This is a genomic window from Arthrobacter sp. zg-Y1116, from assembly GCF_024385485.1.
In the GTDB taxonomy this organism is placed as follows: domain Bacteria; phylum Actinomycetota; class Actinomycetes; order Actinomycetales; family Micrococcaceae; genus Arthrobacter_B.
Genome location: NZ_JANFLR010000001.1, coordinates 58267 through 81989, shown reverse-complemented (window position 1 = coordinate 81989; position 23723 = coordinate 58267). Strand labels below are relative to the sequence as shown.

Sequence of the window (23723 nt, the reverse complement as noted above, 5' to 3'; positions counted from 1 at the left end):
GGGCGGGGGACTCAGAAGAGGCGGGAATCCCTGTCATCCACGCCGCGCATCGCGTCGTAGTCGAGCGTCAGGCAGGTGATCCCGCGGTCCTCGGCCAGCACGCGGGCCTGGGGCTTGATCTGCTGCGCGGCGAAAATGCCGCGGACCGGAGCCAGCAGCGGGTCCCGGTTGAGCAGTTCCAGGTAGCGGGTCAGCTGCTCCACGCCGTCGATGTCTCCGCGGCGCTTCAACTCCACGGCCACGGTGGCGCCCGTGGCGTCGCGCGCCAGGATGTCCACGGGGCCGATGGCCGTCATGTATTCGCGGCGGATCAGCGTGTGGCCTTCGCCCAACCGGTTGATCTGTTCGGCCAGCAGGCGCTGCAGGTCCGCTTCCACGCCGTCCTTGATGAGGCCGGGGTCGGTCCCGAGGTCATGGGAGACATCGGAGAACCGCTCGTGGATGCTGATGATCAGGCGGTCGTCGGTCTTCGCGCTTTGGACGTTCCAGACTTCGGTGACGCCGGCTTCGGCGTCCGTCTCGTCCGGTTCCACGCTGCGCATGGTGGCCGGAGGGCTCATCCAGTTCAGCGGTTTGTAGGATCCGCCGTCGGAATGGATCAGGACGGAACCGTCGGCCTTCACCATGAGCAGCCTTACGGCCAGGGGCAGATGGGCACGGAGGCGGCCGACGTAGTCAACGGAGCAGCGGGCTATTACTAAACGCACAGTTGCACTTTACCGGCTCATCTGCGGCAAAATGACTTCTATGCCCCGTTCGAACCATCCCCGCCGCACGCCTGCCGCCGGCAGCGCAGCCGGCCGGAACGCCCGCCGCAAGTGGGCGTCCACCCCGCCGGAGGGGGATTTGGAACGCACGCGTGCCGGTATTCCACGCCGTGAAAGCGGTCCCGACGGCGAATGGTCGGTGCGGCAGATCACGGCCGGCAACGCCGCAAAGGACTACCGGTGCCCCGGCTGCGGGCAGGTCATCCCGCCCGGAACCGCGCACCTGGTGGTGTGGCAGGAAGACTCGCTGCTGGGCCGCCAGACCGCCGTCGAGGGCCGCCGGCACTGGCACAACCACTGCTGGCGGATCCGCCGCAGGTACTGACGGGCTATTGCCGGTCCTGCCGGGCGATGAAGACTTCCTTGAGCAGCAGCAGGGTGGCGGCCGCCGTCGGGATGGCTATCAGTGCCCCCAGCACGCCGAGCAGGCTGCCGCCGGCAATCACGGCGATGACGGCGACGGCGCCGGGCACTGCCACGGCCCGCTGCATCACGCGCGGGGAGACAAAATACGCCTCGAACTGCAGGTAGGCCATGTAGAGGATGGCGAAGACCACAGCCGTCTGCCAGCCCTCGGTCAGGGCCACCAGGGAGACCAGCACCAGCGCTATGGGCGGGCCCACCAGCGGGATGAAGGCCAGCAGCGCCACCAGGAAGGCCAGCAGCACCGAGAACGGCACGCCGGTGATGGTCATCACGATGAAGGCGTAGGTGGCGTCCAGCAATGCGACCAGGCCCTGGCCGATCACGTAGTTGCCGACGCTGCCGGTGATTTCCTCTGAGAGGGCCTCCACCCGGCGGCGGCGGCTGCGCGGGGCAAGCCGGTAGGCCCACTTCTTCATCGACGGCAGCGAAGCCAGGAAGTAGAGGGTCAGGACCAGGATGATCAGGGCACCGAACAGGCCATTGGCAATTACCGTGCCCACGCTGAGGACCCCGCCGAAAATGCCGCCCACGGCGGAGCTGTTGGAGAAGAAGCTGCCGACTTCCTGCTCGATGCGGTCACGGATCTGGAACTGCTTGTCGATGTTGACGAAGAAATCCGAGGCAAGGAAGTTGTTGATGTAGCCCGGAGCCTTGGCGATGATTTCCGTCGACTGGCTGACGATGGTGGGGATCAGCGTCGCAAAGAAGGCCGTGACGACGCCGGCGAGCACCAGCACGGTGAGGGCGATGCCTGCGGGGCGGGGGATCCGCCGCGCGGCCAGCCAGCGGACCACCGGATCCAGTCCCAGGGCAATGAACAGGGCAGCGCCGATCCAGACCAGCAGCTCGCCGACATTGGTGATGACGAAGAACAGCAGCAGGGCCAGGCCAACGCCGACCGTGAGCATAAAACCAAAGTAGATGGGGTGGGCGCGCAGGCTCCCGCCCTCCGGGTCATGCCCCTGTCCGCCGCCGCTGACGCTGAGCCGTTCATCGGGAAGCCGCACGTCGTCGTCGACCGTAATCTCCGGACCGGCTGCGTCCTCGGGCGGGAATTCGAAGCGCGGCCGCGGCCGGGCACCGGGAACGCCGTGGCGCAGGCTGTAGCGCACTCGGTCCGCAGCCGTGGAAAGGAATCCGGGCAGAGGGGTGCGGGGCGTATTTCCGCCGGAGGCATTCCCGCCCGCCGGTTTTTTGTCCGCAGGGCCGGGGAGCGGCGCGTGGACGGGCACGTCCTCGTTTTCGCTCATTTCGCGCGTTTCTCCTCTGCCTGGTCGGGCTGCTGATACGAACCGAAACCTTACCAGCCGACGCGCCGCCGAAACCGCTTTTCCCCTTAGGCACATGCGGCGGTTACCGCTCCGGGCCATCGCCCGAATGGGTGCTCTGATGGGATTTCGTTACCATTGGGTTATCAAGTGCCAGGACATCAATGACCAGCTGCGAATTAGCCGCCGCATTCCGGAGCCCGCGTTGGGGCCTGCCGGCCCGGAAAATCCGCCGCCCTGCCATGTCATTTGCCCAGACTGAAGATAGGTAAGTTGTGCGAAACAAATTTGCAGTTCCGCTGATCGTCCTTGGGGTGCTGCTGATGCTGATAGGCATTGGCCAGCGCACGTTCTGGGCGCCCCCCGAGACCCAGTCGGTTTCCATGGACGCCGAGGGCGCCGAGGATGCCGTGGTCACCTTGCTGGAACCGGAACTGCTGGCCGAATACTCCGACGGCGTGGACATCACCGTCCGTTCGGATGCTCCCTTCACACTGGCGGTCGGCCGGGCCAACGATGTCCAGGCATGGGTGGCAGACGCCGCCGCCGCCCGGCTCAGCCCGGGAGAGGACAGCTCGTCCCTGGCCGTCGGCACCGACAAGACCGGGAAGACCGCCCCGAATCCTGCCGGTTCCGATCTCTGGGTCATTGAAGAGTCCGGCGAAGGCGAACTGTCCCACGACTGGAAAGCGCCGGGCGAAGGCGACTGGCGGATCCTGCTCGCCACGGACGGCACCGCTCCCGCACCCACCGACGTGACCCTGACCTGGGAGAACGACGCCACCCGCCCGTTCGCCGTGCCGTTGATCGTCATCGGTGCCCTGCTCGCCGTCCTGGGCCTGGCCCTTGCCTTCCTGCGCAGCGGCTCCGACGGTCCGCGGCGCAGCGGCCGCCGCAGCGCCGGTCCGGACAGCGCCGGTCGGGACAGCGGGGCAGCTGACAAGCAGCCCAGCGTCTCGGGTACGACGTCGGCCTTCACCGCCGCCGCCCCCCGCCCCCGCCGCCGCCGTCGTCCGGCCTACCTGGCCGCTGCTGCCGCCGCCGTACTGGCAGCGGGCTCTGCCCCCGCAGCGGCACTGGCCGGCGAATCCGCCGCCGGAAGCCAGCCGGTAATCGTGGACTCCCAGCTGACCCGCATCCTGGATTCCGTGGCCGGCACGGTTGAGGCGGGCGACGCGGCCAAGGATGCGTCGATGCTGACGCCGCGCGTCGGCGGGGCTGCCTACGCCATGCGTGCAGCGAACTACGCCGTGGCTGCGAAGTCCGCCGACCATGAAGCCCCGGTGCCGGTGGCCGCCGAAACGCTGCGGACCCAGTCAATCGGCACCGCCGCAGACTGGCCGCGCACCGTCGTCGCCGTGACCCAGGGCGAGGGGAACCCGGTGCCCCAGGCGCTGCTCCTGGTCCAGGACTCGGCCAGGGACAATTACAAGCTGGTTTCCGCTGTCCAGATGCTGCCCGCCAGCACCTTCCCGCAGCCGCCCGCCGCCACCGACGGCTCGGCCCAGATTCCCGCCGACTCGGACAACGGGCTGGCCATGTCGCCGCAGGGCGCCGTCGCTGCGCTGGCCGACTCCCTGACTAATCCCGAGGGCGAGAAGAAGGAAACCTTCGGCGCCAACCGCTTCAGCGAGGACGTGGTCAAGTTCCAGCAGCAGGTGCAGAGCGACCCGAAGAATGAGTTCGCCACCAACACGTTCCTGCATGCCGCGGATCCGAAGGAAACCTACGCACTGCGGACCGCCGACGGCGGGGCCATCGTGTTCGGCTACCTGTCCAACACGTTCTCCAGCACGCCCAAGGAAGCCGGCGACTCGGTCAACCTTGAAGGTACCGTCTACCAGGCACTGACCGGCGAGACGAACACCGACAAGGGCATCGACGTCACCCACGGCGAAGCCGTAATGCTCTACGTTCCGGCTTCCGGCGGCACCGGCCAGGCCCTGGTAGTGGGTGCAGCGCAGGAACTGCTGTCCGCCAACCTCAAGTAGGCGGAAGCGCGGGGCTTGCCGGTGGACGGGCACGGCGTAATAAGGTGAAGAAATGAGCACACCGAACCATCGCCCGTCCCCGGCTGCCCCCTCCTCCATGAACCTGCGGGGTGCAGTTGACCTCTCCGCACTCAAGGCACGTTCCACGGCCCCGGCGGCACCCGCGGCCCCGGCAGCCCCGGGTGGAGCCGCTCCGGGTGGCGCCGCCCCCGGAACCGCTCCGGCGCCGTCACCGTTCGTGGTGCAGGTCTCGGAACAGACCTTCCCCCAGATTGTCCAGCTTTCCGCCGAAGTTCCGGTGGTCATTGACCTGTATTCGGATGCGAGCCCCGACTCGCAGCAGGTGTCCGCAATCCTGGCGTCCATCGCCGTGGAACAGAACGGGCGGATGCTGCTGGCCCGGGTGGACGCGGCAGCCTACCCGCAGATTGCGCAGGCCTTCTCCGCCGTCGCCGTTCCCACCGTGGCCGCGGTGATCAAGGGCCAGCCGGTGCCGCTCCTGGACCGGCTGATGCCGGAGGACCAGATCCGCGCCCTGGTCGGCGAGCTGATGCAGGTGGCCGCCGCCAACGGCGTCAACGGGACCCTCGAAGGCGGTACCCAGGAAGAGGCGCCGGAAGCGCCGCTGTCTCCGCTCCACCAGGAAGCCTTTGACGCCATCAATGCCGAGGACTACGACGCCGCGGCTGCCGCCTACCGCCGTGCCCTTGCCGAGCAGCCGGCCGACGCGGATGCGAAAGCGGGCCTTGCCCAGGTGGAACTCATGGCCCGGCTGCGTGATGCCGATGCGGAGGCCGTCCGCCGGGCAGGCGCCGAAGAGCCCGACAACGTCCAGGCGCAGCTGGCCGTCGCGGACCTGGACATTGCCGGCGGGCACGTCGAGGACGCCTTCCGCCGGATTACCGGCCTGATCGGCAGGGTGCGCGGCGAAGACCGCGAAACCGCCAGGCTGCGGCTGCTGGACCTGTTCGAAGTGGTCGGCATCGCCGATCCCCGGGTCACCAAGGCCCGTTCTGCCCTCGCCCGGGCACTGTTCTAGGCGGCGCGGCTTTTCCATGGAGACGTCATCCCTATTTGACCCCGTCACCCTGCGCGGATTGGAGCTGGCCCACCGCGGATGGGTAGCCGCAATGTGCCAGTACTCCGCGGACTCCGTAGATCCCGCGGATCCCGCCAACGCGCCCGGCGTACCCAATGACTGGCACCTGATGCATCTGGGGTCCTTCGCCGCCGGCGGCGCGGCCCTGATCATCACCGAGGCCGCGGCAGTCCAGCCGGAAGGACGGATCAGCCCGCAGGACGCCGGGATCTGGAACGAGGAGCAGGCCGCCGGCTGGCAGCGCATCACGGATTTTGTCCACCGGCACGGCGCCGTCCAGGCGCGTATCGGCATCCAGCTGGCCCATGCCGGACGCAAGGCCTCCACCTATGCTCCGTTCGCCCCCGGGACCGGCAGTGTGCCGCTGTCCGACGGCGGCTGGCAGACCGTCGGCCCGACGGCGGACCCGTTCGGCAGCTACGCAGCTCCTGCCGCGCTGGATGAAGCGGGTATCCGGCAGGTCATCCGGGACTTCGCCGACGCGGCTGTCCGCTCGGTTGACGCGGGCTTCGACACCATCGAGATCCACGGCGCACACGGCTACCTGCTGCACCAGTTCCTCAGCCCGCTGGTCAATACCCGCACCGATGCGTGGGGCGGGGACGAGGCGGGACGGAACCGGCTGACCCTTGAGGTCATCGACGCGGTACGCGCTGTCATCCCCGATTCCATGCCGCTCCTGCTGCGGATCTCCGCCACGGACTGGATGCCCGGGGGAGTGGACGCCCGGTCCTCGGTGGTCCTGGCACGAGCTGCGCGGGAACGCGGAGTGGACCTGGTGGACGTTTCCACCGGCGGAGCCGTTCCCGGGGCCGTGATCCCCGTGGCACCGAATTACCAGGTGGAGTACGCCGAAGCGGTCCGGCACGGCGCAGGCGTGCCTACCGCCGCCGTCGGGCTCATCGATTCCGGTGCGCAGGCGGAGGAAATCCTGCAGGCCGGTGCCGCGGACGCGGTCCTCATAGCCCGTGCCGCCCTGCGGGATCCGCACTGGTGGATGCGCGCAGCGGCCGAACTGGACGCCAAGCTGCCCTGGGTGCCGCAGTACGAGCGCGCCGCACGCCGCGGGATGTTCTAGCGACGGGGTAGTCCCCGCGACGGATGCCCCGGCCCCAAGGGTCGCTGAATTGGTCCTTTGGGCCGAGGACGTCCCGGCGCCGGGTGGATAGGCTGGGCCCATGACATCACTACCGGATTCCGTCCCGGCGCTGTCCATGCGGGGACTCGCCAAGCGCTTCGGTTCCAAGACGGCCGTCAACGGCATCACCTTGGATGTGCCGCAGGGCTCGTTCTACGGGCTGGTGGGGCCCAACGGGGCCGGCAAGACCACCCTGCTGTCCCTGGCCACCGGGCTGCTGCGTCCGGACGCGGGCTCCGCCTGGGTGCACGGCACCGATGTGTGGGCCCGCCCCCTCGAGGCCAAGCGGCTGATGGGGATCCTGCCGGACGGCGTCCGCCTTTTCGACCGGCTGACCGGTGAGCAGCTGGTGACGTACGCGGGACTGCTGCGCGGTATGGACCGGGAGACGGTCCGGGTGCGCACCAAGGACCTCCTGGCCGCCATGGACCTCAGTGCTGACGCAGGCAAGCTCGTGGTGGATTACTCCGCGGGTATGACGAAGAAAGTAGCCCTGGCGTCCGCCTTGATCCATGCCCCGCGCCTGCTGGTCCTCGACGAACCGTTCGAGGCGGTGGACCCGGTCTCTGCGGCCAATATCCGCGACATTCTCGCCGGGTATGTTTCCTCCGGGGGAACCGTGATTGTCTCCAGCCATGTGATGGACCTCGTCCAGCGGATGTGTGACCACGTCGCAGTGGTTGCCGGCGGCAACCTGCTGGCCGCAGGAACGGTGGACGAGGTCCGCGGCGGCGCGACGCTGGAGGACCGCTTTGTGTCGCTGGTCGGCGGCCGGACCCACTCGGAGGGGCTGGAATGGTTGCGCACCTTCTGAGGCTGAAGCTGCTGCTGCTGCGCAACTCTTTGAAGCGCAGTCCCTGGCAGCTGGTCGGGATCATACTCGGTGCGCTCTATGCGCTGGGTTTCCTGGCCGTGCTGATCGCGGCTCTGTTTATCGTGGGGGATGATCCGGCGGCGGCCCGAACAGCGGTCATCCTCGCCGGAGCCGCAGCGGTTGCGGGCTGGGCCCTGATCCCGGTGGTGTTTTCCGGCCTGGACCTGACCCTGGATCCGGCCCGGTTCACCACCTACGCCGTTCCCACCCCGCAGCTGCTGACCGGCCTGGCCGCGGGCGGGCTGATCGGTATTCCCGGGGCCACCATGCTGCTTGCCGTACTCGCGCAGGCGGCGAGCTGGTACCGCTTTCCGGGGGCGCTGGCCGCAGCACTGGTGCTTTCCGTGGTGGCGGTCTTCACCTGCCTGATCGCCGCACGCGTTACCGTGGCCGCAGCAGTCTCCCTGACCGGATCCCGCAGGTTCCGCGACTTTACGGGGCTGCTGCTGGTCATCCCGTTGGTGCTGCTGGGGCCCATCATTGCCGGTGCAGCCGAAGGGATCCGGGCCGGCGCAGAGTTCCTTCCGGGCCTGGCCGACGTGCTCGCGTGGACGCCGTTGGGCGCCGTCTGGTCGGTACCCGGCGACATTGCCCTCGGCCATTACGGTGCGGCGGGTGCCAAGGCCCTTATCGCTGTGGCTTTCCTGGCGGTATTGGTCCTGGCCTGGAAAGCCCTGCTGCTGCGGGCGCTGGTCAGCCCGCCGCAGTCTGCAGCCGGCCGGAAGAGCGCCGGGCTCGGGCTCTTCTCGCGTTTCCCGGCCACTCCCACCGGAGCGGTGGCAGCGCGGGCATTGATCTACTGGCTGCGCGACCCCCGCTACAGCGCTTCACTGCTGATTGTCCCGCTGCTGGTTGTGGTCCTGCTGTTCGCGGGAAACAACGCCGGCGCGGAGGCGGGGCTGATGGTACCGCTGACGCTGGGGCCGCTGGTGGCTTTTATGCTGGGCTTCTCCATCAGCGCGGACGTCTCCTATGACAACACGGCGTTCGCCCTGCATCTGGCCACCGGTGTGTCCGGGCGGGCGGACCGCGCCGGCCGGGCACTGGCCTGCGCAGTGGTAAGCGTGCCGGCCGTGCTCGCCGCAGCCGTCCTGCCGGCGGCCCTGACCGGGCACGCGGACCTCATAGCCCCCGTACTGGGGGTTTCCCTGGCGGCGCTGATGGTCGGGCTGGGAGTCTCCAGCGCGGTGTCCGCGCGCTACACCTACAACGTGCCGCTGCCCGGGGAAAACGCATTCAAGACCCCGCCCGGTTCCACCGGCCGGGCCCTGCTGGTCCAGGGCGCCTTCAGCCTCGTGACCTTCGCGCTGCTGGTGCCCGTGCTCGTTCCGGGCGTGCTCGCCGTCGTGCTCGAAAGCACTCTCTGGGGCGTTGTGACCCTGCTCGCGGGGCTGCTGCTGGGTGCGGCGGTCCTGATTCTCGGGATCCGGCTGGGCGGACGGTGGCTGGACGCGCGCGGGCCGGAACTGCTGCAGCAGGTCTCCGTCAACAAATAGTCGGCGGGTACTAAGATGGAACGCATGAGCCTGCCTCCCGATCCTTTCGAAAACGATCCCCGCCGCCTGGATGACAACGGTACGTCCACGGCCACCATCGAGCGCGAAGAACTGCGCGAAGAGCTGGAACCCGGCGACAGCGAGCGCTTTGCCCACTATGTGCGCAAGGAAAAGATCATGGAATCGGCGCTTTCGGGCGAGCCGGTGATTGCTCTCTGCGGCAAGGTGTGGACGCCCGGCCGGGATCCCCAGAAGTTCCCCGTCTGCCCCACCTGCAAGGAAATCTACGAGGGCCTGCGTCCCGAAGGTGACAACCCCAAGGGCAAGAAGTAGTTCGTCCTCTCCGGCCGGTTTTCTGCTCGCTCCGTTTCCCAGCCTTCCTCCGCGAAGGCAGTTAGTCCTGATGTCTGCATGACCTATGTGTTTACGCCTGCGCCCGCGCGCAGTCGCTCAGCGCTGCGCCCGTCCGGTGCCCGCACGGCAACAACCAATCGAGCAATGAGAAAGGTTGCGTTTCCCGCGTGAGTTCCGAAACCCTGTTCGGCGCCGGTGCGTCCCTGCCACCCGCCTACCCCGGGCGCGCCGCCTGGGGCACCGCCCCGAAGCTGCGTCAGTGGCAGGCAGAGGCCCTCGAGAAGTACTTCGCATCCAATGCCAGCGATTTCCTGGCCGTTGCCACCCCGGGCGCCGGTAAAACCACCTTCGCCCTGCGTGTGGCCAACGAACTGGTGGAGCGTGGGATCGTCAACCGCATCACCGTTGTCGCCCCGACGGACCACCTGAAACGGCAGTGGGCCGACGCCGCCGCGAAGGTGGGCCTGGCCATCGACCCGAACTTCAAGAACGCCGACGGGCGGCACGGGCACGGGTTCATCGGCGTGGCCGTCACCTACGCGCAGGTGGCATCCAAGCCGATGCTGCACCGTGCCAAGACCGAGGCCGCCCGCACCCTGGTGATCCTGGACGAGATCCACCACGGCGGTGACGCCCTCTCCTGGGGCGACGGCATCCGCGAAGCGTTTGAGCCGGCCGTCAAGCGGCTTTCCCTGACGGGTACGCCGTTCCGCTCGGATACCGCCGCCATCCCGTTCGTGGAGTACGTCGAGGACCGGGACGGCATCCGCCGGTCCAAGGCGGACTACACCTACGGCTACGGACAGGCGCTGAAGGACCATGTGGTCCGCCCGGTGATGTTCATGGCCTATTCGGGGCAGATGCGCTGGCGGACCAGTGCCGGCGACGAGATGGCGGCGTCGCTTGGCGAAGCCGCGGTGACCAAGGACATCACGGCGCAGGCCTGGCGCACCGCCCTGAATCCCACCGGCGAGTGGATTCCCGCCGTGCTGGCCGCAGCGGACCGCCGCCTCACGGAGGTCCGCCGGTCCGTGCCCGATGCCGGCGGGCTGGTGATCGCCACCGACCACGACGACGCCCGTGCGTACGCCGGCTGGCTGAAGAAGATCATGGGCGAATCACCTACGGTCATCCTGTCCGACGATGCCAAGGCATCGGAGAAGATCGAGGAATTCTCCGCCGGCACCCAGCGCTGGATGGTAGCCGTGCGGATGGTGTCTGAAGGCGTGGACGTGCCGCGCCTCGCCGTCGGCGTCTACGCCACCTCCACCGCAACCCCGCTGTTCTTCGCGCAGGCCGTGGGGCGTTTCGTGCGTGCCCGCAAGCGCGGCGAGACGGCGTCGGTGTTCCTGCCCTCCGTGCCGAACCTGATGGCACTGGCCAACCAGATGGAAGTCGAACGCGACCACGCGCTGGACCGTCCGGACAACCATCTGGAGGAGGAGGGCTTCGGCCTCGAGGACAGCCTGATGGAGGCGGCAAACCGCGAGGAAAAGGCCTCCGGCGAGCTGACCAAGCAGAAGTTCGAGGCCCTCGAATCGCAGGCGTCCTTTGACCGGGTCCTGTTCGACGGCGGCGAGTTCGGAACCGGCGGTGCGCTGGGCAGCGAGGAGGAACAGGATTTCCTCGGCATTCCGGGCCTCCTGGACGCGGACCAGATGAGCACGTTGCTGCGCCAGCGCCAGCACGAGCAGCTTTCCCGCAGGGGCCGCCGTTCCGGTGCCGCAGCCGAGGAAGTGCCGGCTGAAGCCCCCGAAGTGGTGGATCACCGCCGGCTGACCGAACTGCGGGGCGAGCTGGCGAAGAACGTTTCTGCCTGGTCCGCCCGCTCCGGCATGCCCCACGGCGTGGTGCACAGCGAGCTGCGCCGGATCTGCGGCGGACCGCCCGTGGCCCAGGCCAACGAGGAACAGCTCAACAAGCGGCTGAAGAAGCTGCAGGACTGGTTCATCGGCCGCAAGTAGCGGCCCCAGGGAAATGACCCCAGGGAACGGCAGAGGGCCGGTCGCAGCAGCGGCCGGCCCTCTGTCCTGCGCCCTTGCTAGAGGTCGATGATCTCCACGCCGGCGTCTTCGAGTTCGGCCCAGGCCGCGAGCGTGGTCTCGCGCTTGATGCCGCGGCACAGTTCCGGGATCACCGCGGTGGTGTAGCCGGCAGCGATGGCGTCCAGGGCAGTGGCGCGTACGCAGTAGTCAGCGGCAAGGCCGAGCACCACCACCTCGTCCACGTCGTTGTCCCGCAGCCAGTCGTCGAGGCTCAGCGTCTCGGCGGCTGTCTCCGGCTCGGCTTCCGGCTCCCCGAGGGGAACTTCAACGTCCGGCGCCAGGACGCCCTCAAAACCGGAATACGCCGCTTCGTACTGGCCCTTGCGGAAGAAGGCATCCACCAGTTCGGTGTCCAGGTCCGGGTGCGGCTGGGCGCCGGGGGTGCCGGCGACGCAGTGCGGAGGCCAGGAGTCCGCGAAGTCCGGGGTATCCGAGAAATGCGCACCGGGATCGATGTGCCAGTCCTGGGTGGCGGCGACCAGATCGTACCGGCCGGCGGAGGTTTCCACGTAGTCGGTGATTTCCCCCGCGAGGTCGGCCCCGCCGGCCACAGCCAGCGAGCCGCCTTCACAGAAGTCGTTCTGCACGTCGACGATTATCAGGGCGCGGGCCATTTGCTTACTCCTCGTATTCGGTGGGGATAACCGGCTCGCCGCGCTGCAGGCGGTTCACCGAGGTTGGCAGTTCGGCAAGGGACGCAGCGTGCTGCTTGGCAGCACGCGTCACCGCCTCCGGTCCGGTCCAGCCGGGCTGGACAACGCCGTCGGCCACGAACTGGTGCAGCAGCGTACGGTCGTTGCCGTCGTCCGCCGGTGCGTGGCCGATGCCGATCACCTCGGCGGTTGCCGTGCCGTGTTCGTCGAGCCGGCGCAGTGCGTACTTGCGCCCGCCGAGCGAGACCTTGTTTTTCGCGGCCTTGGCAACGGAGACGAACTCGTGGTCGTCTCCCTCGCGGCTGACCAGCTTGTAGACCATGCCGGCAGTGGGAGCCCCGGAGCCGGTGACCAGGGAGGTGCCGACGCCGTAGGCATCCACGGGAGCCGAGGCCAGGGCTGCAATCGCAAACTCGTCCAGGTCGGACGTGACCATGATGCGCGTCTTGGTGTTGCCCAGCTCGTTGAGCAGGTCCCGGACCCAGCGCGCCTGCGCCACGAGGTCGCCGGAATCCAGCCGCACGCCGCCCAGCGACGGTCCGGCAACTTCCACCGCGGTGCGGACCCCCCGCTCGACGTCGTACGTGTCCACCAGGAGGGAGGTGCCCATACCCAGCGATGCTGTCTGCGCGGTGAAGGCTTCCTTTTCGGAATCGTGCAGCAGGGTGAAGGAATGCGCGGCGGTGCCCACGGTTTTCAGGCCGTAGCGCAGGCCGGCCTCGAGGTTGGAAGTGCTGTCGAAGCCGGCGATCACTGCCGCGCGGGCCGCGGCAACGGCCGCTTCCTCATGGGTGCGGCGCGAACCCATTTCGATGCACGGGCGTCCGTCGGCAGCGGAGGTCATGCGGGAAGCCGCGGAGGCAATGGCACTGTCGTGGTTGAGCATGGACAGGATCATCGTTTCGAGGATGCAGGCTTCGCCGAAGGTGGATTCAACGATCAGCAGGGGGGACTGCGGGAAGTACGCCTCGCCCTCGGCGTAGCCGTAGATGTTGCCGGAGAACCGGAAGTCCGCGAGCCACGCCAGCGTGCGTTCGTCCACCACGTTGGTCCTGGCCAGGAAGTCCAGCTGCGGTTGGTCGAAGCGGAAGTTTTCCAGGGCTTCGAGAATGCGGCCCGTTCCCGCCGCGATGCCGTAGCGGCGGCCTTCCGGCAGCCGCCGGGCAAAGACTTCGAACACGGACCGGCGGGAAGCCGTACCCGAGTGGAGGGCGGCCTGGAGCATGGTGAGCTCGTAGTGGTCCGTATAGAGGGCTGAATTCGGGGTGTGCCGGACGGCGGGACTGTTCACAGGCAAAACTCTAACCCGCGGATCCCCATTGAGCAGAAGGCTGCACTGCGGAGGTTCGCAGCCGATTCCTCACTACAATTGGACCTATGGCTACCAGCACCGCGACCGGAACGGACACCCTGACACGTGAAGAGACGGATACCCTCACGTCTTCGGATGTTCCCTGGGTCGTGATTGTCTGGAACGACCCGGTTAACCTGATGAGTTATGTCAGTTACGTCTTCCAGAGCTATTTCGGCTATTCGGAGGCCAAGTCCCACCGCCTCATGCTGGAGGTCCACCAGGCCGGGAAGTCCGTAGTGGCCACCGGATCCCGGGAATCCGCAGAACGCGATACCCTCGCCATGCATTCCTACGGGCTGTGGGCCACCTTCCAGAAGGCGGACGCGGCCTAGCACCGTCTGGCACCGCCTACACCGCCTACACCGCAGAACCCAGTACGCCGAACAGAAACGGATATTCGTGGCCACCGGCTTCAAGCTCACCCGTAAGGGCATTACCGCAAACCTGGAACCGGGGGAGCGGGACCTGCTGCGCAAGCTCTTCTCCGATGTGCAGGCCTTGCTGGAACCTGACACTGCCGCGGACGCCGATCCGCTCGCGGCCATGGTCGGCATCGACCCGTCGGCGGCCGTTCCGGATGACTCGGCCCTGCTGCGGCTCCTCCCCGCCGGCACCACGGGGAACGACGACGACGCCCTCGAGTTCCGGCGGTTTACGGAACGGTCGCTGCGCGAATCAAAACAAAGCGCCCTGCGCGCCGCCGCGCTGCAGCTGGAGGCGGCTCCGCTGCGCCTGGACACCGAGCAGGCGCAGCTCTTTGCTCGCGCCTTGAACGATGTCCGGCTGGTGCTTGCCGACCGCCTGGGCCTGGAAGATGACGAAGACGCCGAGCGGCTGCATGACATCACCGATCCGTCCAAGGCCGAGGATCTGGACGGCTACCTTGCGCTGGTGTACAACTTCGTCACATGGCTGCAGGAGACACTCATGCAGGCGCTGCTCGACTCCCTGCGCTGACACGAAATCGGCTGTGTCCGCAGCCGGTTTTGTGAGCAACGGCACGGTCCGGTGAATGTGCCCGTGCGCGGGGGAGGACTATGGTCGTTACATTATGAGTTCGAACCCGGCCAGCTCCTCCACCCATCCACTGGGCACGTCCGTGCACGAAGCAATCCGGGTCAAGGACCCGGACGCCCCGATCGGCATCTTTGACTCCGGTGTCGGCGGCCTGACAGTGGCGCGCGCCGTCCTGGACCAGCTGCCCAACGAAGCCGTTATGTACGTGGGGGATACCGCCAACGGACCCTACGGACCCCTGCCGATCGCCGAAGTCCGGGCCAAAGCGCTGGGCGTAATGGACGAACTGGTGGATTCCGGCGTCAAGCTCCTGGTGATTGCCTGCAACTCCGCCTCCGCCGCCGTCCTGCGTGACGCCCGCGAGCGTTACACGCACCGGTACGGCATCCCCGTCATCGAGGTCATCCAGCCGGCGGTCCGCCGCGCAGTGGCTGCTACCCGGACCGGACGGATCGGCGTCATCGGCACGGCTGCCACTGTTGGTTCGCGGGCCTACGACGACACCTTTGCCGCGGCCCCGCACCTGCAGGTGTCTTCGGTGGCCTGCCCGGCGTTCGTGGAGTTCGTCGAAGCCGGCATCACGTCAGGCCCCGATGTGCTGGCCACGGCGGAGGAATACCTGGCTCCGCTGAAGGCCCGGGACGTGGACACCCTGGTCCTTGGCTGTACCCACTACCCACTGCTCACCGGCGTGATTTCCTATGTGATGGGCGACGGCGTCACGCTCGTTTCCAGTGCCGAGGAGACCGCGAAGGATGTCTACCGCGCCCTGATCTCGCACGGGATCGAACGGCGCTCGCAGACCCCGCCGCAGCACACCTTCGTTGCCACCGGAGACTCTGCCTCCTTCGAGCTGCTTGCCCGGCGTTTCCTCGGCCCCGAGGTGCTCAGCGTGCAGCAGGTGGAACATGTGGCCGCGCATTACCCCACCGGCAGCATGGCGCGGGTCACCCCGCAGATGATTGCCGCAGCCCGGGCTGACGCCCCTGAACGCACGGAGGCGCACAGCGGCGGCTCCAGGAACGGCACGGTATGAAACTGACCATTGTGGGCTGCAGCGGATCCTTCCCCGGCCCGGCCTCGCCGGCGTCGTGCTACCTCGTGACCGCCAACGACGGCGTCCGCGACTGGCGGATCCTGCTGGACCTCGGCAACGGATCGCTGGGTGCGCTGCAGCGCTACATGGACCTGCGGGACATTGACGCCGTCCTGCTGACCCACCTGCATCCGGACCACTGCATGGATCTGTGCGGCCTCCACGTCGCCGTGCACTGGGACCCCTCCGGCTGGAACCGGGACCGGATCAAGGTCTGGGGGCCGGCGGCAACGGCGGACCGGATGGCCACGGCCTACGGGCTGGAGCTGGACCCGGGCATGCACGAGGATTTCGAGTTCTCCAACTGGACCGCCGGCAGCGCAGTGCAGATCGGGCCGTTCACCGTGACCCCGTACCCGGTGCGGCACCCGGCCGAAGAGGCCTACGCCCTGCGCGTGGAAGCCCGCACCCTGGACGCCGACGGCGAGCCCGCGCTCCGGACCCTGGCGTATTCCGGGGATACCGATTCCTGCCCCGGGCTGGAAGATGCCGCCCGGGACACCGATGTCTTCCTCTGTGAAGCTGCGTTCCACGAGGGCCGGGATGACGCCATCGAAGGGGTGCATCTGACCGGGCGCCGCGCCGGAGCAGCGGCCACCGCAGCGCAGGCCCGGCGCCTGCTCCTCACGCACCTGCCGGTCTGGAACGACGCCAGCGTCAGCGTCTCGGAAGCACGCGAAACCTACAGCGGGGACCTCGCCGTCGCCGTGGCCGGTGTCTCCTACGACGTCGGCAGCCCGTTCAGTGCACCCCTCGCTGTGCAGGGCGGGGTCCATCCGGCGGGGTAGGCCCGCCGTCAGCGGCCCCTTCCATGCCCGTGTCCATGCCCGTGCCCGTGTCCGTGACCGGAGCCCGGGTCCTGCGGGTAGTCCCGGTCGTTGACAAACTCTTCGGGACGGTACCTGATGAAGTCCGCTTCCCCCAGTCCCAGTGATTCGGCTGCCCGGTCAAGCTGCCGGGGCTCGGCCAGGTTCCCCCAGCGGCCAGTGTCAAGGCGCTCGTCCATCGCCAGCACCGCGCCGACCCGCTCCGCGTCCGTGAAGGTGCAGTGCCCGGTCCGTTCGACGTAGGACTGGCGCAGCAGCGCACCGGTGCCGGCTTCCCGAACCGTCTGCGCGTACTCCTCCATGTACTCCACCGGTGCCAGGATGTCGGCCAGGGTATGCATGGTCAGCACCGGCATGAGGAGGTCCCCGTGCGGGGTCGAGGTGCGGTCCATCCACTCCAGGGCTTCCGGATCCGGTGCGGTGTCCGCGGTGGAGGTGAGGGTATGCAGGTCCCGGCGCAGGTCCAGGCCGGCACTGCGGTACAGCGCCTTGACCTGCTGCCGCTGCGCCGAGTCACGCAGCAGGGAGCCGTAATCCACTCCTTGGTTCCAGCCGCTGTCACCGTCCGCGGCGTTGACTATCGAGGCACGCGAGCCGACCACAAACGGGATTGTCTGCAGCAGCCAGTTGTACTGCGCTTCCTGCTGTGCGGCGTAATCCTTCCGGTCCGGTTCCGTGTCCCCGCTGAACCAGGTTGGTGTGTTCATCAGGGCCGCCGCCAATGCCAGCCGGGCCCGGCCCTCCGGCGTCGCCTGTGCCTGCTGCAGCGCACCCATCAGGGCATTGATGGTGACATCGGCTTCCTCGGCGGTGCGGAATCCGGTCAACTGCAGGTCCGCTCCGGGCAGGAGCAGTTCGGCGAGTGCGTGGAGGCCGTCCAACTGGTAATTGTTCAGGTTGATTCCGCCGCCGAGCAGTCCGCAGGTGCTCACCGCTCCGTCCACGCCGCTGTCCGGGGTTTCGGCGATGAGGCTGCTGACCAGGCCGCCCATCGAGGTGCCGAAGGCGATGGTCCGGACAGGTTCGCCCGCCGCAGCGGAGAAGGCGGCCAGGGTGCCCAGCTGGTCCTCGACCGCTGTTCCAAGGGCCCAGCCGGTGGCTGCATAGGACGAGGAAGCGACCGCGAATCCCCGGGCGGTCAGTGCCTGGGCGGTGGATTCGAAACCCGGGTCCCGGGCCGGGTTGTCGGGTCCGGGGCGGAAGCCGTGACTGTAGAGCACCAGCTTGCCGTTCCAGTCCTGCGGCAGCTGTGCCGCCCACGTTGCTCCGCCGGGAAGCGTCCCCCCGAGCTCCGTGACGGCGGGTTCTGCCGCGGTTGCCGTTGCCGGGGCGGTTGCCAGGGCCAGCGAAACGGCAACCCCCAAAGATGAAAGTCTGCGCATGTGCGTGCCGATCCTTTCTGCGTCATTGCAGGGGTCGTTCCCCCAGACCCTCCCGGTGTGCGGGACGGGCGGGAAGGGGGCCGACGGTACGGCGCCACCCTAGGAGCGGGGCAGCGCGAGAGAAAGGGTAGGGACGCATACTGCCCGGCCCGTCTGCCCGGCCCGTCCGCCCGGCACGCGACGGCCCGGCCGATAGACTGGGCCTATGACAACCGCCGCAAACAGCCCTGTTTCCACCTCTTCCTCCACCGTCGTCCGCTCCGATGGCCGCACTCCCGACCAGCTGCGGAGCATCACCATTACGCGCGGCTGGTCGAAGCAGGCCGAAGGTTCGGCGCTGATCGAGTTCGGCAATACCCGGGTGCTGTGCACGGCGTCGCTGACCCCCGGCGTTCCGCGCTGGCTCAAGGGCGAGGGCAAGGGCTGGGTCACCGCCGAATACGCGATGCTCCCGCGGGCCACCAACACCCGCAACGACCGCGAATCGGTCAAGGGGAAGCTGGGCGGGCGCACGCACGAGATCTCCCGGCTGATCGGCCGCTCGCTGCGGTCCATCATCGACACCAAGGCCCTGGGCGAGAACACGATTGTCCTGGACTGCGACGTCCTGCAGGCCGACGGCGGCACCCGCACCGCCGCCATCACGGGCGCCTATGTGGCCCTCGCCGACGCCGTGGCCTGGGCCAAGGAAAACAAGCTCATTGCCCGCAACGCTTCACCGCTGCTGGACACCGTGGCGGCCATCAGCGTGGGCATCATCGACGGGGTCCCGATGCTGGACCTGCCGTACGTCGAAGATGTCCGGGCCGAAACCGACATGAACGTGGTGGTCACCGGCTCGGGCAAGTTCGTCGAGGTGCAGGGCACCGCGGAAGGTGCTCCGTTCGACCGCGCCGAACTTGACGCCCTCCTCGACCTGGCCCTGGCAGGTACCGCAGAACTGGCCGTCATCCAGCGGCAGACCCTGGGCCTGGCCTAAATGCCGCAGCCGACAGCGCGCCTGGTCCTGGCCACCCGCAACCCGGGCAAGCTGCGTGAGCTGCGGGAACTGCTCCGCGGGCAGGTGCCCGGCCTCGACGTCGACACGCAGGTGATCGATGCCGCCGCGGCCGGAGTGCCCGATGTCGCCGAAACCGGTGTGACCTTTGAACAGAACGCGCTGCTCAAGGCCCATGCGGTAGCGGCAGCCACCGGCCTGCCGGCCGTCGCGGACGATTCCGGGCTGGCCGTAGACGTCCTGGGCGGGGCGCCCGGGATTTTTTCGGCGCGCTGGTCCGGCCGGCACGGCGACGACGCGGCGAACCTCGAACTGCTCCTGGCCCAGCTGGGTGACATTTCCGCCGAGCACCGCGGGGCTGCGTTCGTCTGCGCTGCTGCCCTGGCACTGCCCAACGGCGGCGAGACCGTGGAACGCGGCGAACTGCGCGGAACACTGCAGGACTCGCCGCGGGGAGCGGGCGGGTTCGGCTACGACCCGATCCTGCAGCCGGCCGGACTGGACCGCACCTGCGCCGAACTGAGCAGTGCGGAAAAGAACGCCATCAGCCACCGCGGCCAGGCCTTCCGCGCCCTGCTGCCGGCCCTGGTTGCCGCCTTGGACGAGGGGTCCCCGGGGATTTCCTGATCTGCTTCCCGGGTGTGCGATGTGTCCCAAACACGCCCGGGAATGCGACCCGGATTCTTCCCTGTCAGGGGGCCTAGGGCAGAATTGAGCCCGAGATGACTATTACACAAGCCGTTACCCCAGCCACCTCCGTCCCCGCCGAAGCCTCCGGCGACCCCTCCGCCCTCGGGGGTGTGGCGGACTGGGCGGTCGGCATGATGGAAACCATCGGCGCTCCCGGCGCCGGGCTGGCCATCGCCCTGGAAAACCTCTTCCCCCCGCTGCCGAGCGAAATCATCCTGCCGCTGGCCGGCTTCACCGCCAGCCAGGGCAACTTCTCCATCGCCGCCGCATTGTTCTGGACCACGCTGGGGTCCGTCGTCGGCGCCCTGGCACTCTATGGCCTCGGCGCGTGGCTGGGCCGGAACCGGATGCGCAGGCTGGTCGCGAAGGTGCCGCTGGTGGACCTGGAGGACGTGGACAAAGTCGAGGCCTGGTTCGGGCGGCACGGGAACAAGGCCGTGTTCTTCGGCCGGATGATCCCGCTGTTCCGCAGCCTCATCTCGATCCCTGCCGGCATCGAACGGATGCACCTGCTGACCTTCACGGCCCTGACCACTGCAGGCAGCCTGATCTGGAACGCAATCTTCATCGCGGCCGGTTACTACTTGGGTGAAAGCTGGCACATCGTCGAAGAGTACGCCGGCGTTTTCCAGAAGATCGTCATCGTGGCGGTAATTGCCGCGGCGGTTTGGTTCGTGGTTTCCAAGGTGCGTAGCTCCCGGCGGAAGCAGGCGGCCCGCGGCAATGCCTGAGGCAGGGCTCAGTTTTACCGCAATAGATTTTGAAACAGCCAACGGCTTCCGCGGCTCGCCATGTTCCGTGGGCCTGGTCCGGGTCCGCGGGGGACAGGTTGTCGAGGAAGCGTCCTGGCTGATGCGGCCTCCGGAGGGGCACGACTACTTTGATCCGCGCAACGTGCGGATCCACGGCATTGAACCCGGGATGGTGGCAGGAGCTCCCCGGTTCGGTGAACTCTTTCCGGAGATCGGCGCCTTCATCGGCGATGACCTGCTGGTGGCGCACAATGCCGCCTTTGACCTGGGCGTGATCCGTTCCGCACTGGAGGTCTCCGAGCTGGCGGGGCCGGCGTATGACTACACCTGCACAGTGGTCCATTCGCGGCGCACCTACCAGCTGCCGTCGCATTCGCTGCCCTTTGCCGCGGAAGCTGCCGGAGTGCCCCTGCTGAACCACCACGACGCCACCGAGGACGCACGCGCCTGCGCCGGGATCATGGTGGATATTGCCCGCCGCAGCGGCGCCCGGTCGATGACGGAGTTTTTCCTGCGCGACGGCCGGCCTGCGTCCCATCTACCGGCCTACGTGCCGGGGCAGCACCCGCTCTCCAAGGCCACGAGGGATGCCCTGGCCCGTGGGACCGGCACTCCGGCTGCGGCAGCCAGCGGGTGGCAGGGCTGGCCGTCAGAGGGTGACAATCCGCCGCCTAATCCGCTGGCGGACCCGGCGCATCCCCTGTTCGGCCAGACTGTTGTGTTCACCGGCAACCTGGGCATGGCCCGGCAGACCGCGAAGGACCGGGCCGCAGAGGTCGGCGCCCGTACGGCCAGCAACGTCACCCGCGCCACCAGTGTGCTGGTGGTCGGGGACGGTTTTGAGCCCGGGGACCTGCGCAGCGGGCGCCTGACCGGCAAGGCACGGCGGGTGCTGGACCTGCACGAGCGGGGCCAGCGCATCGAAGTCCTGTCGGAAGCCGAATTCCTGCAGACCCTCGGCGGCATTTGGCCGCGGGCATCGCAGTAGCGGGACCAGCGGCCGGCAGATTCTCCTAGGGTGCGACCGTGGCCGCGATGAACCCCGAGGCCAGTTTCTCAATAACCCCGCGTTCCTTCAGCGCTTCCAAGCCGGTTTCCGGAAGGGTGCCGTACCGGGTCCCCAGCAGGCTTCCCGTCACGACGGCGGCCGGCGCGCCGCCTGCCGTTGCCGCGTCCCGGATGGCAGCTGCTGTTGCCGCACTGAGGTCCCCGTCTTCCACGGCAGCGTCCGCTGCGTCTTCCACGGCCTGCGCGGCGTGCAGTCCGATCGCCAGGGCTTCTTCCGCCGTGGGCGTCCCGCCCGGGGCGCCGGTGCCTGCTGCACCCGCCCCGCCGTCGTCGGCAAGTACCGCCTGCAGCCGGTCCGCGAGCTCCGGAACTCCGTTGGCCCGGGCTTGGGCCAGCGACTCCATTGCCGCGCTGCGGAGCGTTGCCCCCGGCGCCAGCAGACCGTGCACCATCGACGCGAAGACTGCTGCGCTGTGCCGGGCCGAAGGATGTCCGTGCGTCAGCGAGGCAGCGTCAAGGGCCAGCTTGTAGACCGTTTCGGTCCCGACGTAGGGGAGCAGCCCGAACGGGGCAGAGCGCACCAGCGCGGCAGGAGTGTCGACGCCGGTGTTGAGCGGGCGCTGCCGGGTACCCATTTCCCCGGTGGAGAGCGCCTGCAGGACGTCGGGGTCCAGGTCTGCGGCCTGCTCGGTTCCGGCCGGCTGCAGCAGCGGCTCCGCGTCGATGGGGCGGGGCAGCGGCGACGGACCGTTTTCGGGAAGCGGCAGCCCCCGGCCGCGCATCCAGCGGAGATAGGCCAGCCAGATGCACGCCGTCTCGTCCGCTCCCACTCCCTGATTTGCCCATTCAATGGCCTCCAGCAGCCCGTCGAGGGAATACAGGGCCAGCTGTGTGTCCGCCGTGATCGAGGTGCCGGAGGAATCCCCGGCGGCATGGCCGGCGGCATCGCCCAGTGCGCCGCCGAGCAGGCAGCCCCGGATCTTCGGCGACAGGGCAGCGGAGGAAAGGAAGGCAGGAGCGGAAGCGGGTTCGGGGATCACTCCTCCAGCATAATGCCGGGTTCGGCGGGGATCCGGGCCCGGGCCGGGCCGCACAGCATCCCACTGTGTGGGGCGGGAGCGCCCTGGTGTGACCTCACCGGCAACACCGGCAACACCGGCACCATCGGGTGGGACCCTGTGGCGCCGGGAGTGCAGGGCCCGGTGCCGCCGGAACCACGCCCGGTTGGCGTACAGGGCAAATTCAGGAAGTTAACAGGCTGCGCTGACACGGTGGGGTAGTTTGTAGTGAGTCCGCGCATGTCCCCGCCGTACCGTTCGGTGCAGGCCATGCCGAGTACCGCTTCTGTTTTGTACCGGCAGCCGTGAATCCGGTGCCGCCACCCACACGTTAGGAATCCTTCTTCCATGTCATCTGAGTCCTTACCACTCAGCGGAGCCCGGGCCGCAGCGCCCGCCCGCACTGCGGCGCCTGCAAACGGTGGCTACAACTACGGGTTTGTCGGACGGACGGTAGCCGAGGCCATCGGTTCGTTCCTGCTTCTCTTCGTCGGCATCGGGATTGCCATCTTCGGCAACACCGCCGGCGGCGGCATTGGCTCGCCGCTGGCCTTCGGCCTGGCCCTTGCCGGTGCAATGGTGGCTTTCGGCTACATTTCCGGCGGCCACTTCAACCCCGCAATCACGCTCGGCAGCGCAGTGGCCGGCCGCACGGCCTGGAAGTTCGTCCTGCCGTACATCGTGGCCCAGCTGGTCGGCGCCATACTCGGTGTTGCGATCCTGTGGGTGGTCATCACCGGCCACGACCAGATCGGTGAGCAGGCCCGTCAGTTCCTGACCGGCACGGCCAACGGTTACGACGAGCACTCGACGAACCTCTTCCCGCTTCCCAGCGCGCTGCTGATGGAGGTTGTTGCCGGTGCCCTGCTGACCGCCGTCTTCCTCGGCGCAGCGTCCCGCAAGGCAGGCACGGGCTCCCGCAAGTCCCTCGCCGTGTCAGGTGCCTTCGCCGTCGGCGTGACCTATGCCGTCCTGCTGACCGTCCTTGTTCCCGTCACCAACGGCGGCATCAACCCGGCCCGTTCCACCGCCGTCGCAATCTTCTCCGAAGGCTGGGCACTGGAGCAGGTGTGGCTCTTCTGGGCTGCACCCTTGCTCGGCGCAGTGATTGCCGGCCTGATTTTCCGCAGCGTGGACATGACCATCGACGCCCACCGCAGCCCGGCGGACTCCTTCCTGGAGGAGGACACGCTTGCTGGGGATGACACCGAAACCGTCAAGCCGGCCACGCTGGCCAAGCCGGCAGCAGCCAAGCCGGCAGCCGGCAGCACGAAGCCGGTTGTTGACGAGGAAGCCCGCGGCTTCTTCGACAAGCCGGCCGACGGCACCTCCCGTCCGGAGGACGGCACGCCGGGCAACCGCGCCTAGGACCTAAGGCACTAAAAAGCAGGACCCCCCGGGGGCAGCGGCACACGCCGCTGCCCCCGATCC

At 68.2% G+C, this 23723-nt stretch carries 23 protein-coding genes; 17 read left to right on the top strand and 6 right to left on the bottom strand.

The window, feature by feature from the left end:
- Positions 1–11 precede the first annotated feature (11 nt).
- Positions 12–707 carry an endonuclease NucS gene (gene nucS / locus NNX34_RS00365; RefSeq protein WP_227918257.1) on the bottom strand — a complete coding sequence of 232 codons (696 nt, stop codon included), beginning with the start codon at positions 705–707 and terminating at the stop codon, positions 12–14.
- A gap of 40 nt (positions 708–747) precedes the next feature.
- Between nucS and NNX34_RS00360 the strand changes: the two genes are divergently transcribed.
- A complete protein-coding gene (locus tag NNX34_RS00360) occupies positions 748–1092 on the top strand; it encodes a hypothetical protein (RefSeq protein WP_255764623.1) in 345 nt (114 codons plus the stop codon).
- Between the two features lie 4 nt (positions 1093–1096).
- Here NNX34_RS00360 and NNX34_RS00355 read toward each other — a convergent pair whose 3' ends face one another.
- Entirely contained in the window at positions 1097–2443 is a 1347-nt protein-coding gene (locus NNX34_RS00355; protein ID WP_255764622.1) for an AI-2E family transporter, read from the bottom strand.
- A 293-nt stretch (positions 2444–2736) separates the two neighbouring features.
- Here NNX34_RS00355 and NNX34_RS00350 point away from each other — a divergent pair, with 293 nt between their 5' ends.
- The 7 genes from NNX34_RS00350 to NNX34_RS00320 all read left to right on the top strand — a co-directional run bounded on the left by NNX34_RS00350 (position 2737) and on the right by NNX34_RS00320 (position 11377).
- A complete protein-coding gene (locus tag NNX34_RS00350) occupies positions 2737–4452 on the top strand; it encodes a hypothetical protein (RefSeq protein ID WP_255764621.1) in 1716 nt (571 codons plus the stop codon).
- A gap of 52 nt (positions 4453–4504) precedes the next feature.
- A complete protein-coding gene (locus tag NNX34_RS00345) occupies positions 4505–5491 on the top strand; it encodes a co-chaperone YbbN (protein ID WP_255764620.1) in 987 nt (328 codons plus the stop codon).
- A 16-nt stretch (positions 5492–5507) separates the two neighbouring features.
- Complete coding sequence (locus NNX34_RS00340; RefSeq protein WP_255764619.1) at positions 5508–6629, top strand: NADH:flavin oxidoreductase/NADH oxidase; 1122 nt, start codon at positions 5508–5510, stop codon at positions 6627–6629.
- Between the two features lie 100 nt (positions 6630–6729).
- Positions 6730–7503 carry an ABC transporter ATP-binding protein gene (locus NNX34_RS00335; RefSeq protein ID WP_255764618.1) on the top strand — a complete coding sequence of 258 codons (774 nt, stop codon included), beginning with the start codon at positions 6730–6732 and terminating at the stop codon, positions 7501–7503.
- Positions 7485–9059 (top strand): transporter, encoded by a 1575-nt coding sequence (locus NNX34_RS00330; RefSeq protein ID WP_255764617.1) that lies wholly within the window; start codon positions 7485–7487, stop codon positions 9057–9059. Before NNX34_RS00335 ends, NNX34_RS00330 begins: the two co-directional genes overlap by 19 nt.
- Before the next feature lie 24 nt (positions 9060–9083).
- Positions 9084–9392, top strand: coding sequence for a DUF3039 domain-containing protein (locus NNX34_RS00325; RefSeq protein WP_227918249.1), 309 nt, complete (start codon positions 9084–9086; stop codon positions 9390–9392).
- A 188-nt stretch (positions 9393–9580) separates the two neighbouring features.
- The gene (locus NNX34_RS00320; RefSeq protein WP_255764616.1) at positions 9581–11377 is read left to right on the top strand and encodes a DEAD/DEAH box helicase; all 1797 of its coding nucleotides are present in this window, start codon (positions 9581–9583) and stop codon (positions 11375–11377) included.
- Between the two features lie 77 nt (positions 11378–11454).
- On the opposite strand, the gene NNX34_RS00315 is transcribed toward NNX34_RS00320, so the two are convergent.
- The gene (locus NNX34_RS00315) at positions 11455–12072 is read right to left on the bottom strand and encodes an isochorismatase family protein (protein WP_255764615.1); all 618 of its coding nucleotides are present in this window, start codon (positions 12070–12072) and stop codon (positions 11455–11457) included.
- Positions 12073–12076: 4 nt separating this feature from the next.
- Positions 12077–13402: a nicotinate phosphoribosyltransferase gene (locus NNX34_RS00310; protein ID WP_255764614.1), complete on the bottom strand. Its 1326-nt coding sequence runs from the start codon at positions 13400–13402 to the stop codon at positions 12077–12079.
- An 86-nt stretch (positions 13403–13488) separates the two neighbouring features.
- Here NNX34_RS00310 and clpS point away from each other — a divergent pair, with 86 nt between their 5' ends.
- From clpS to NNX34_RS00290, 4 genes are all read left to right on the top strand, one after another.
- On the top strand, positions 13489–13797 hold the full coding sequence (gene clpS, locus NNX34_RS00305) for an ATP-dependent Clp protease adapter ClpS (protein ID WP_227918245.1): 309 nt from the start codon (positions 13489–13491) through the stop codon (positions 13795–13797).
- A gap of 67 nt (positions 13798–13864) precedes the next feature.
- Positions 13865–14422 (top strand): DUF2017 domain-containing protein, encoded by a 558-nt coding sequence (locus NNX34_RS00300; protein WP_255764613.1) that lies wholly within the window; start codon positions 13865–13867, stop codon positions 14420–14422.
- A gap of 94 nt (positions 14423–14516) precedes the next feature.
- Positions 14517–15518, top strand: coding sequence for a glutamate racemase (gene murI / locus NNX34_RS00295; protein ID WP_255764612.1), 1002 nt, complete (start codon positions 14517–14519; stop codon positions 15516–15518).
- The gene (locus tag NNX34_RS00290) at positions 15515–16366 is read left to right on the top strand and encodes an MBL fold metallo-hydrolase (protein WP_255764611.1); all 852 of its coding nucleotides are present in this window, start codon (positions 15515–15517) and stop codon (positions 16364–16366) included. Before murI ends, NNX34_RS00290 begins: the two co-directional genes overlap by 4 nt.
- A gap of 8 nt (positions 16367–16374) precedes the next feature.
- Here the strand turns inward: NNX34_RS00290 and NNX34_RS00285 are convergent, their stop codons facing one another.
- Positions 16375–17787: a S9 family peptidase gene (locus NNX34_RS00285; protein ID WP_255764610.1), complete on the bottom strand. Its 1413-nt coding sequence runs from the start codon at positions 17785–17787 to the stop codon at positions 16375–16377.
- A 205-nt stretch (positions 17788–17992) separates the two neighbouring features.
- Here NNX34_RS00285 and rph point away from each other — a divergent pair, with 205 nt between their 5' ends.
- From rph to NNX34_RS00265, 4 genes are all read left to right on the top strand, one after another.
- Complete coding sequence (rph, locus tag NNX34_RS00280; RefSeq protein ID WP_227933194.1) at positions 17993–18766, top strand: ribonuclease PH; 774 nt, start codon at positions 17993–17995, stop codon at positions 18764–18766.
- Entirely contained in the window at positions 18767–19411 is a 645-nt protein-coding gene (rdgB, locus tag NNX34_RS00275; protein ID WP_255764609.1) for an RdgB/HAM1 family non-canonical purine NTP pyrophosphatase, read from the top strand.
- A 95-nt stretch (positions 19412–19506) separates the two neighbouring features.
- Positions 19507–20205, top strand: a complete 699-nt coding sequence (locus NNX34_RS00270) for a DedA family protein (RefSeq protein WP_255764608.1) — start codon at positions 19507–19509, stop codon at positions 20203–20205.
- Positions 20198–21214: an exonuclease domain-containing protein gene (locus tag NNX34_RS00265; protein ID WP_255764607.1), complete on the top strand. Its 1017-nt coding sequence runs from the start codon at positions 20198–20200 to the stop codon at positions 21212–21214. The genes NNX34_RS00270 and NNX34_RS00265 overlap by 8 nt, the downstream gene beginning before the upstream one ends.
- A 25-nt stretch (positions 21215–21239) precedes the next feature.
- Here NNX34_RS00265 and NNX34_RS00260 read toward each other — a convergent pair whose 3' ends face one another.
- A complete protein-coding gene (locus tag NNX34_RS00260) occupies positions 21240–22274 on the bottom strand; it encodes an ADP-ribosylglycohydrolase family protein (RefSeq protein ID WP_255764606.1) in 1035 nt (344 codons plus the stop codon).
- Between the two features lie 366 nt (positions 22275–22640).
- Between NNX34_RS00260 and NNX34_RS00255 the strand changes: the two genes are divergently transcribed.
- Positions 22641–23660, top strand: coding sequence for an MIP/aquaporin family protein (locus NNX34_RS00255; protein WP_255764605.1), 1020 nt, complete (start codon positions 22641–22643; stop codon positions 23658–23660).
- The last annotated feature ends 63 nt before the right edge of the window (positions 23661–23723 follow it).

Coding starts and splice junctions, on each gene's coding strand:
- NNX34_RS00360 (WP_255764623.1), top strand. CDS start 748: ATGCCCCGTTCGAACCATCCCCGCCGCACGCCTGCCGCCGGCAGCGCA.
- NNX34_RS00355 (WP_255764622.1), bottom strand. CDS start 2,443: ATGAGCGAAAACGAGGACGTGCCCGTCCACGCGCCGCTCCCCGGCCCT.
- NNX34_RS00345 (WP_255764620.1), top strand. CDS start 4,505: ATGAGCACACCGAACCATCGCCCGTCCCCGGCTGCCCCCTCCTCCATG.
- NNX34_RS00340 (WP_255764619.1), top strand. CDS start 5,508: ATGGAGACGTCATCCCTATTTGACCCCGTCACCCTGCGCGGATTGGAG.
- NNX34_RS00335 (WP_255764618.1), top strand. CDS start 6,730: ATGACATCACTACCGGATTCCGTCCCGGCGCTGTCCATGCGGGGACTC.
- NNX34_RS00330 (WP_255764617.1), top strand. CDS start 7,485: ATGGTTGCGCACCTTCTGAGGCTGAAGCTGCTGCTGCTGCGCAACTCT.
- NNX34_RS00325 (WP_227918249.1), top strand. CDS start 9,084: ATGAGCCTGCCTCCCGATCCTTTCGAAAACGATCCCCGCCGCCTGGAT.
- NNX34_RS00315 (WP_255764615.1), bottom strand. CDS start 12,072: ATGGCCCGCGCCCTGATAATCGTCGACGTGCAGAACGACTTCTGTGAA.
- clpS (WP_227918245.1), top strand. CDS start 13,489: ATGGCTACCAGCACCGCGACCGGAACGGACACCCTGACACGTGAAGAG.
- murI (WP_255764612.1), top strand. CDS start 14,517: ATGAGTTCGAACCCGGCCAGCTCCTCCACCCATCCACTGGGCACGTCC.
- NNX34_RS00290 (WP_255764611.1), top strand. CDS start 15,515: ATGAAACTGACCATTGTGGGCTGCAGCGGATCCTTCCCCGGCCCGGCC.
- NNX34_RS00285 (WP_255764610.1), bottom strand. CDS start 17,787: ATGCGCAGACTTTCATCTTTGGGGGTTGCCGTTTCGCTGGCCCTGGCA.
- rph (WP_227933194.1), top strand. CDS start 17,993: ATGACAACCGCCGCAAACAGCCCTGTTTCCACCTCTTCCTCCACCGTC.
- rdgB (WP_255764609.1), top strand. CDS start 18,767: ATGCCGCAGCCGACAGCGCGCCTGGTCCTGGCCACCCGCAACCCGGGC.
- NNX34_RS00270 (WP_255764608.1), top strand. CDS start 19,507: ATGACTATTACACAAGCCGTTACCCCAGCCACCTCCGTCCCCGCCGAA.
- NNX34_RS00265 (WP_255764607.1), top strand. CDS start 20,198: ATGCCTGAGGCAGGGCTCAGTTTTACCGCAATAGATTTTGAAACAGCC.
- NNX34_RS00255 (WP_255764605.1), top strand. CDS start 22,641: ATGTCATCTGAGTCCTTACCACTCAGCGGAGCCCGGGCCGCAGCGCCC.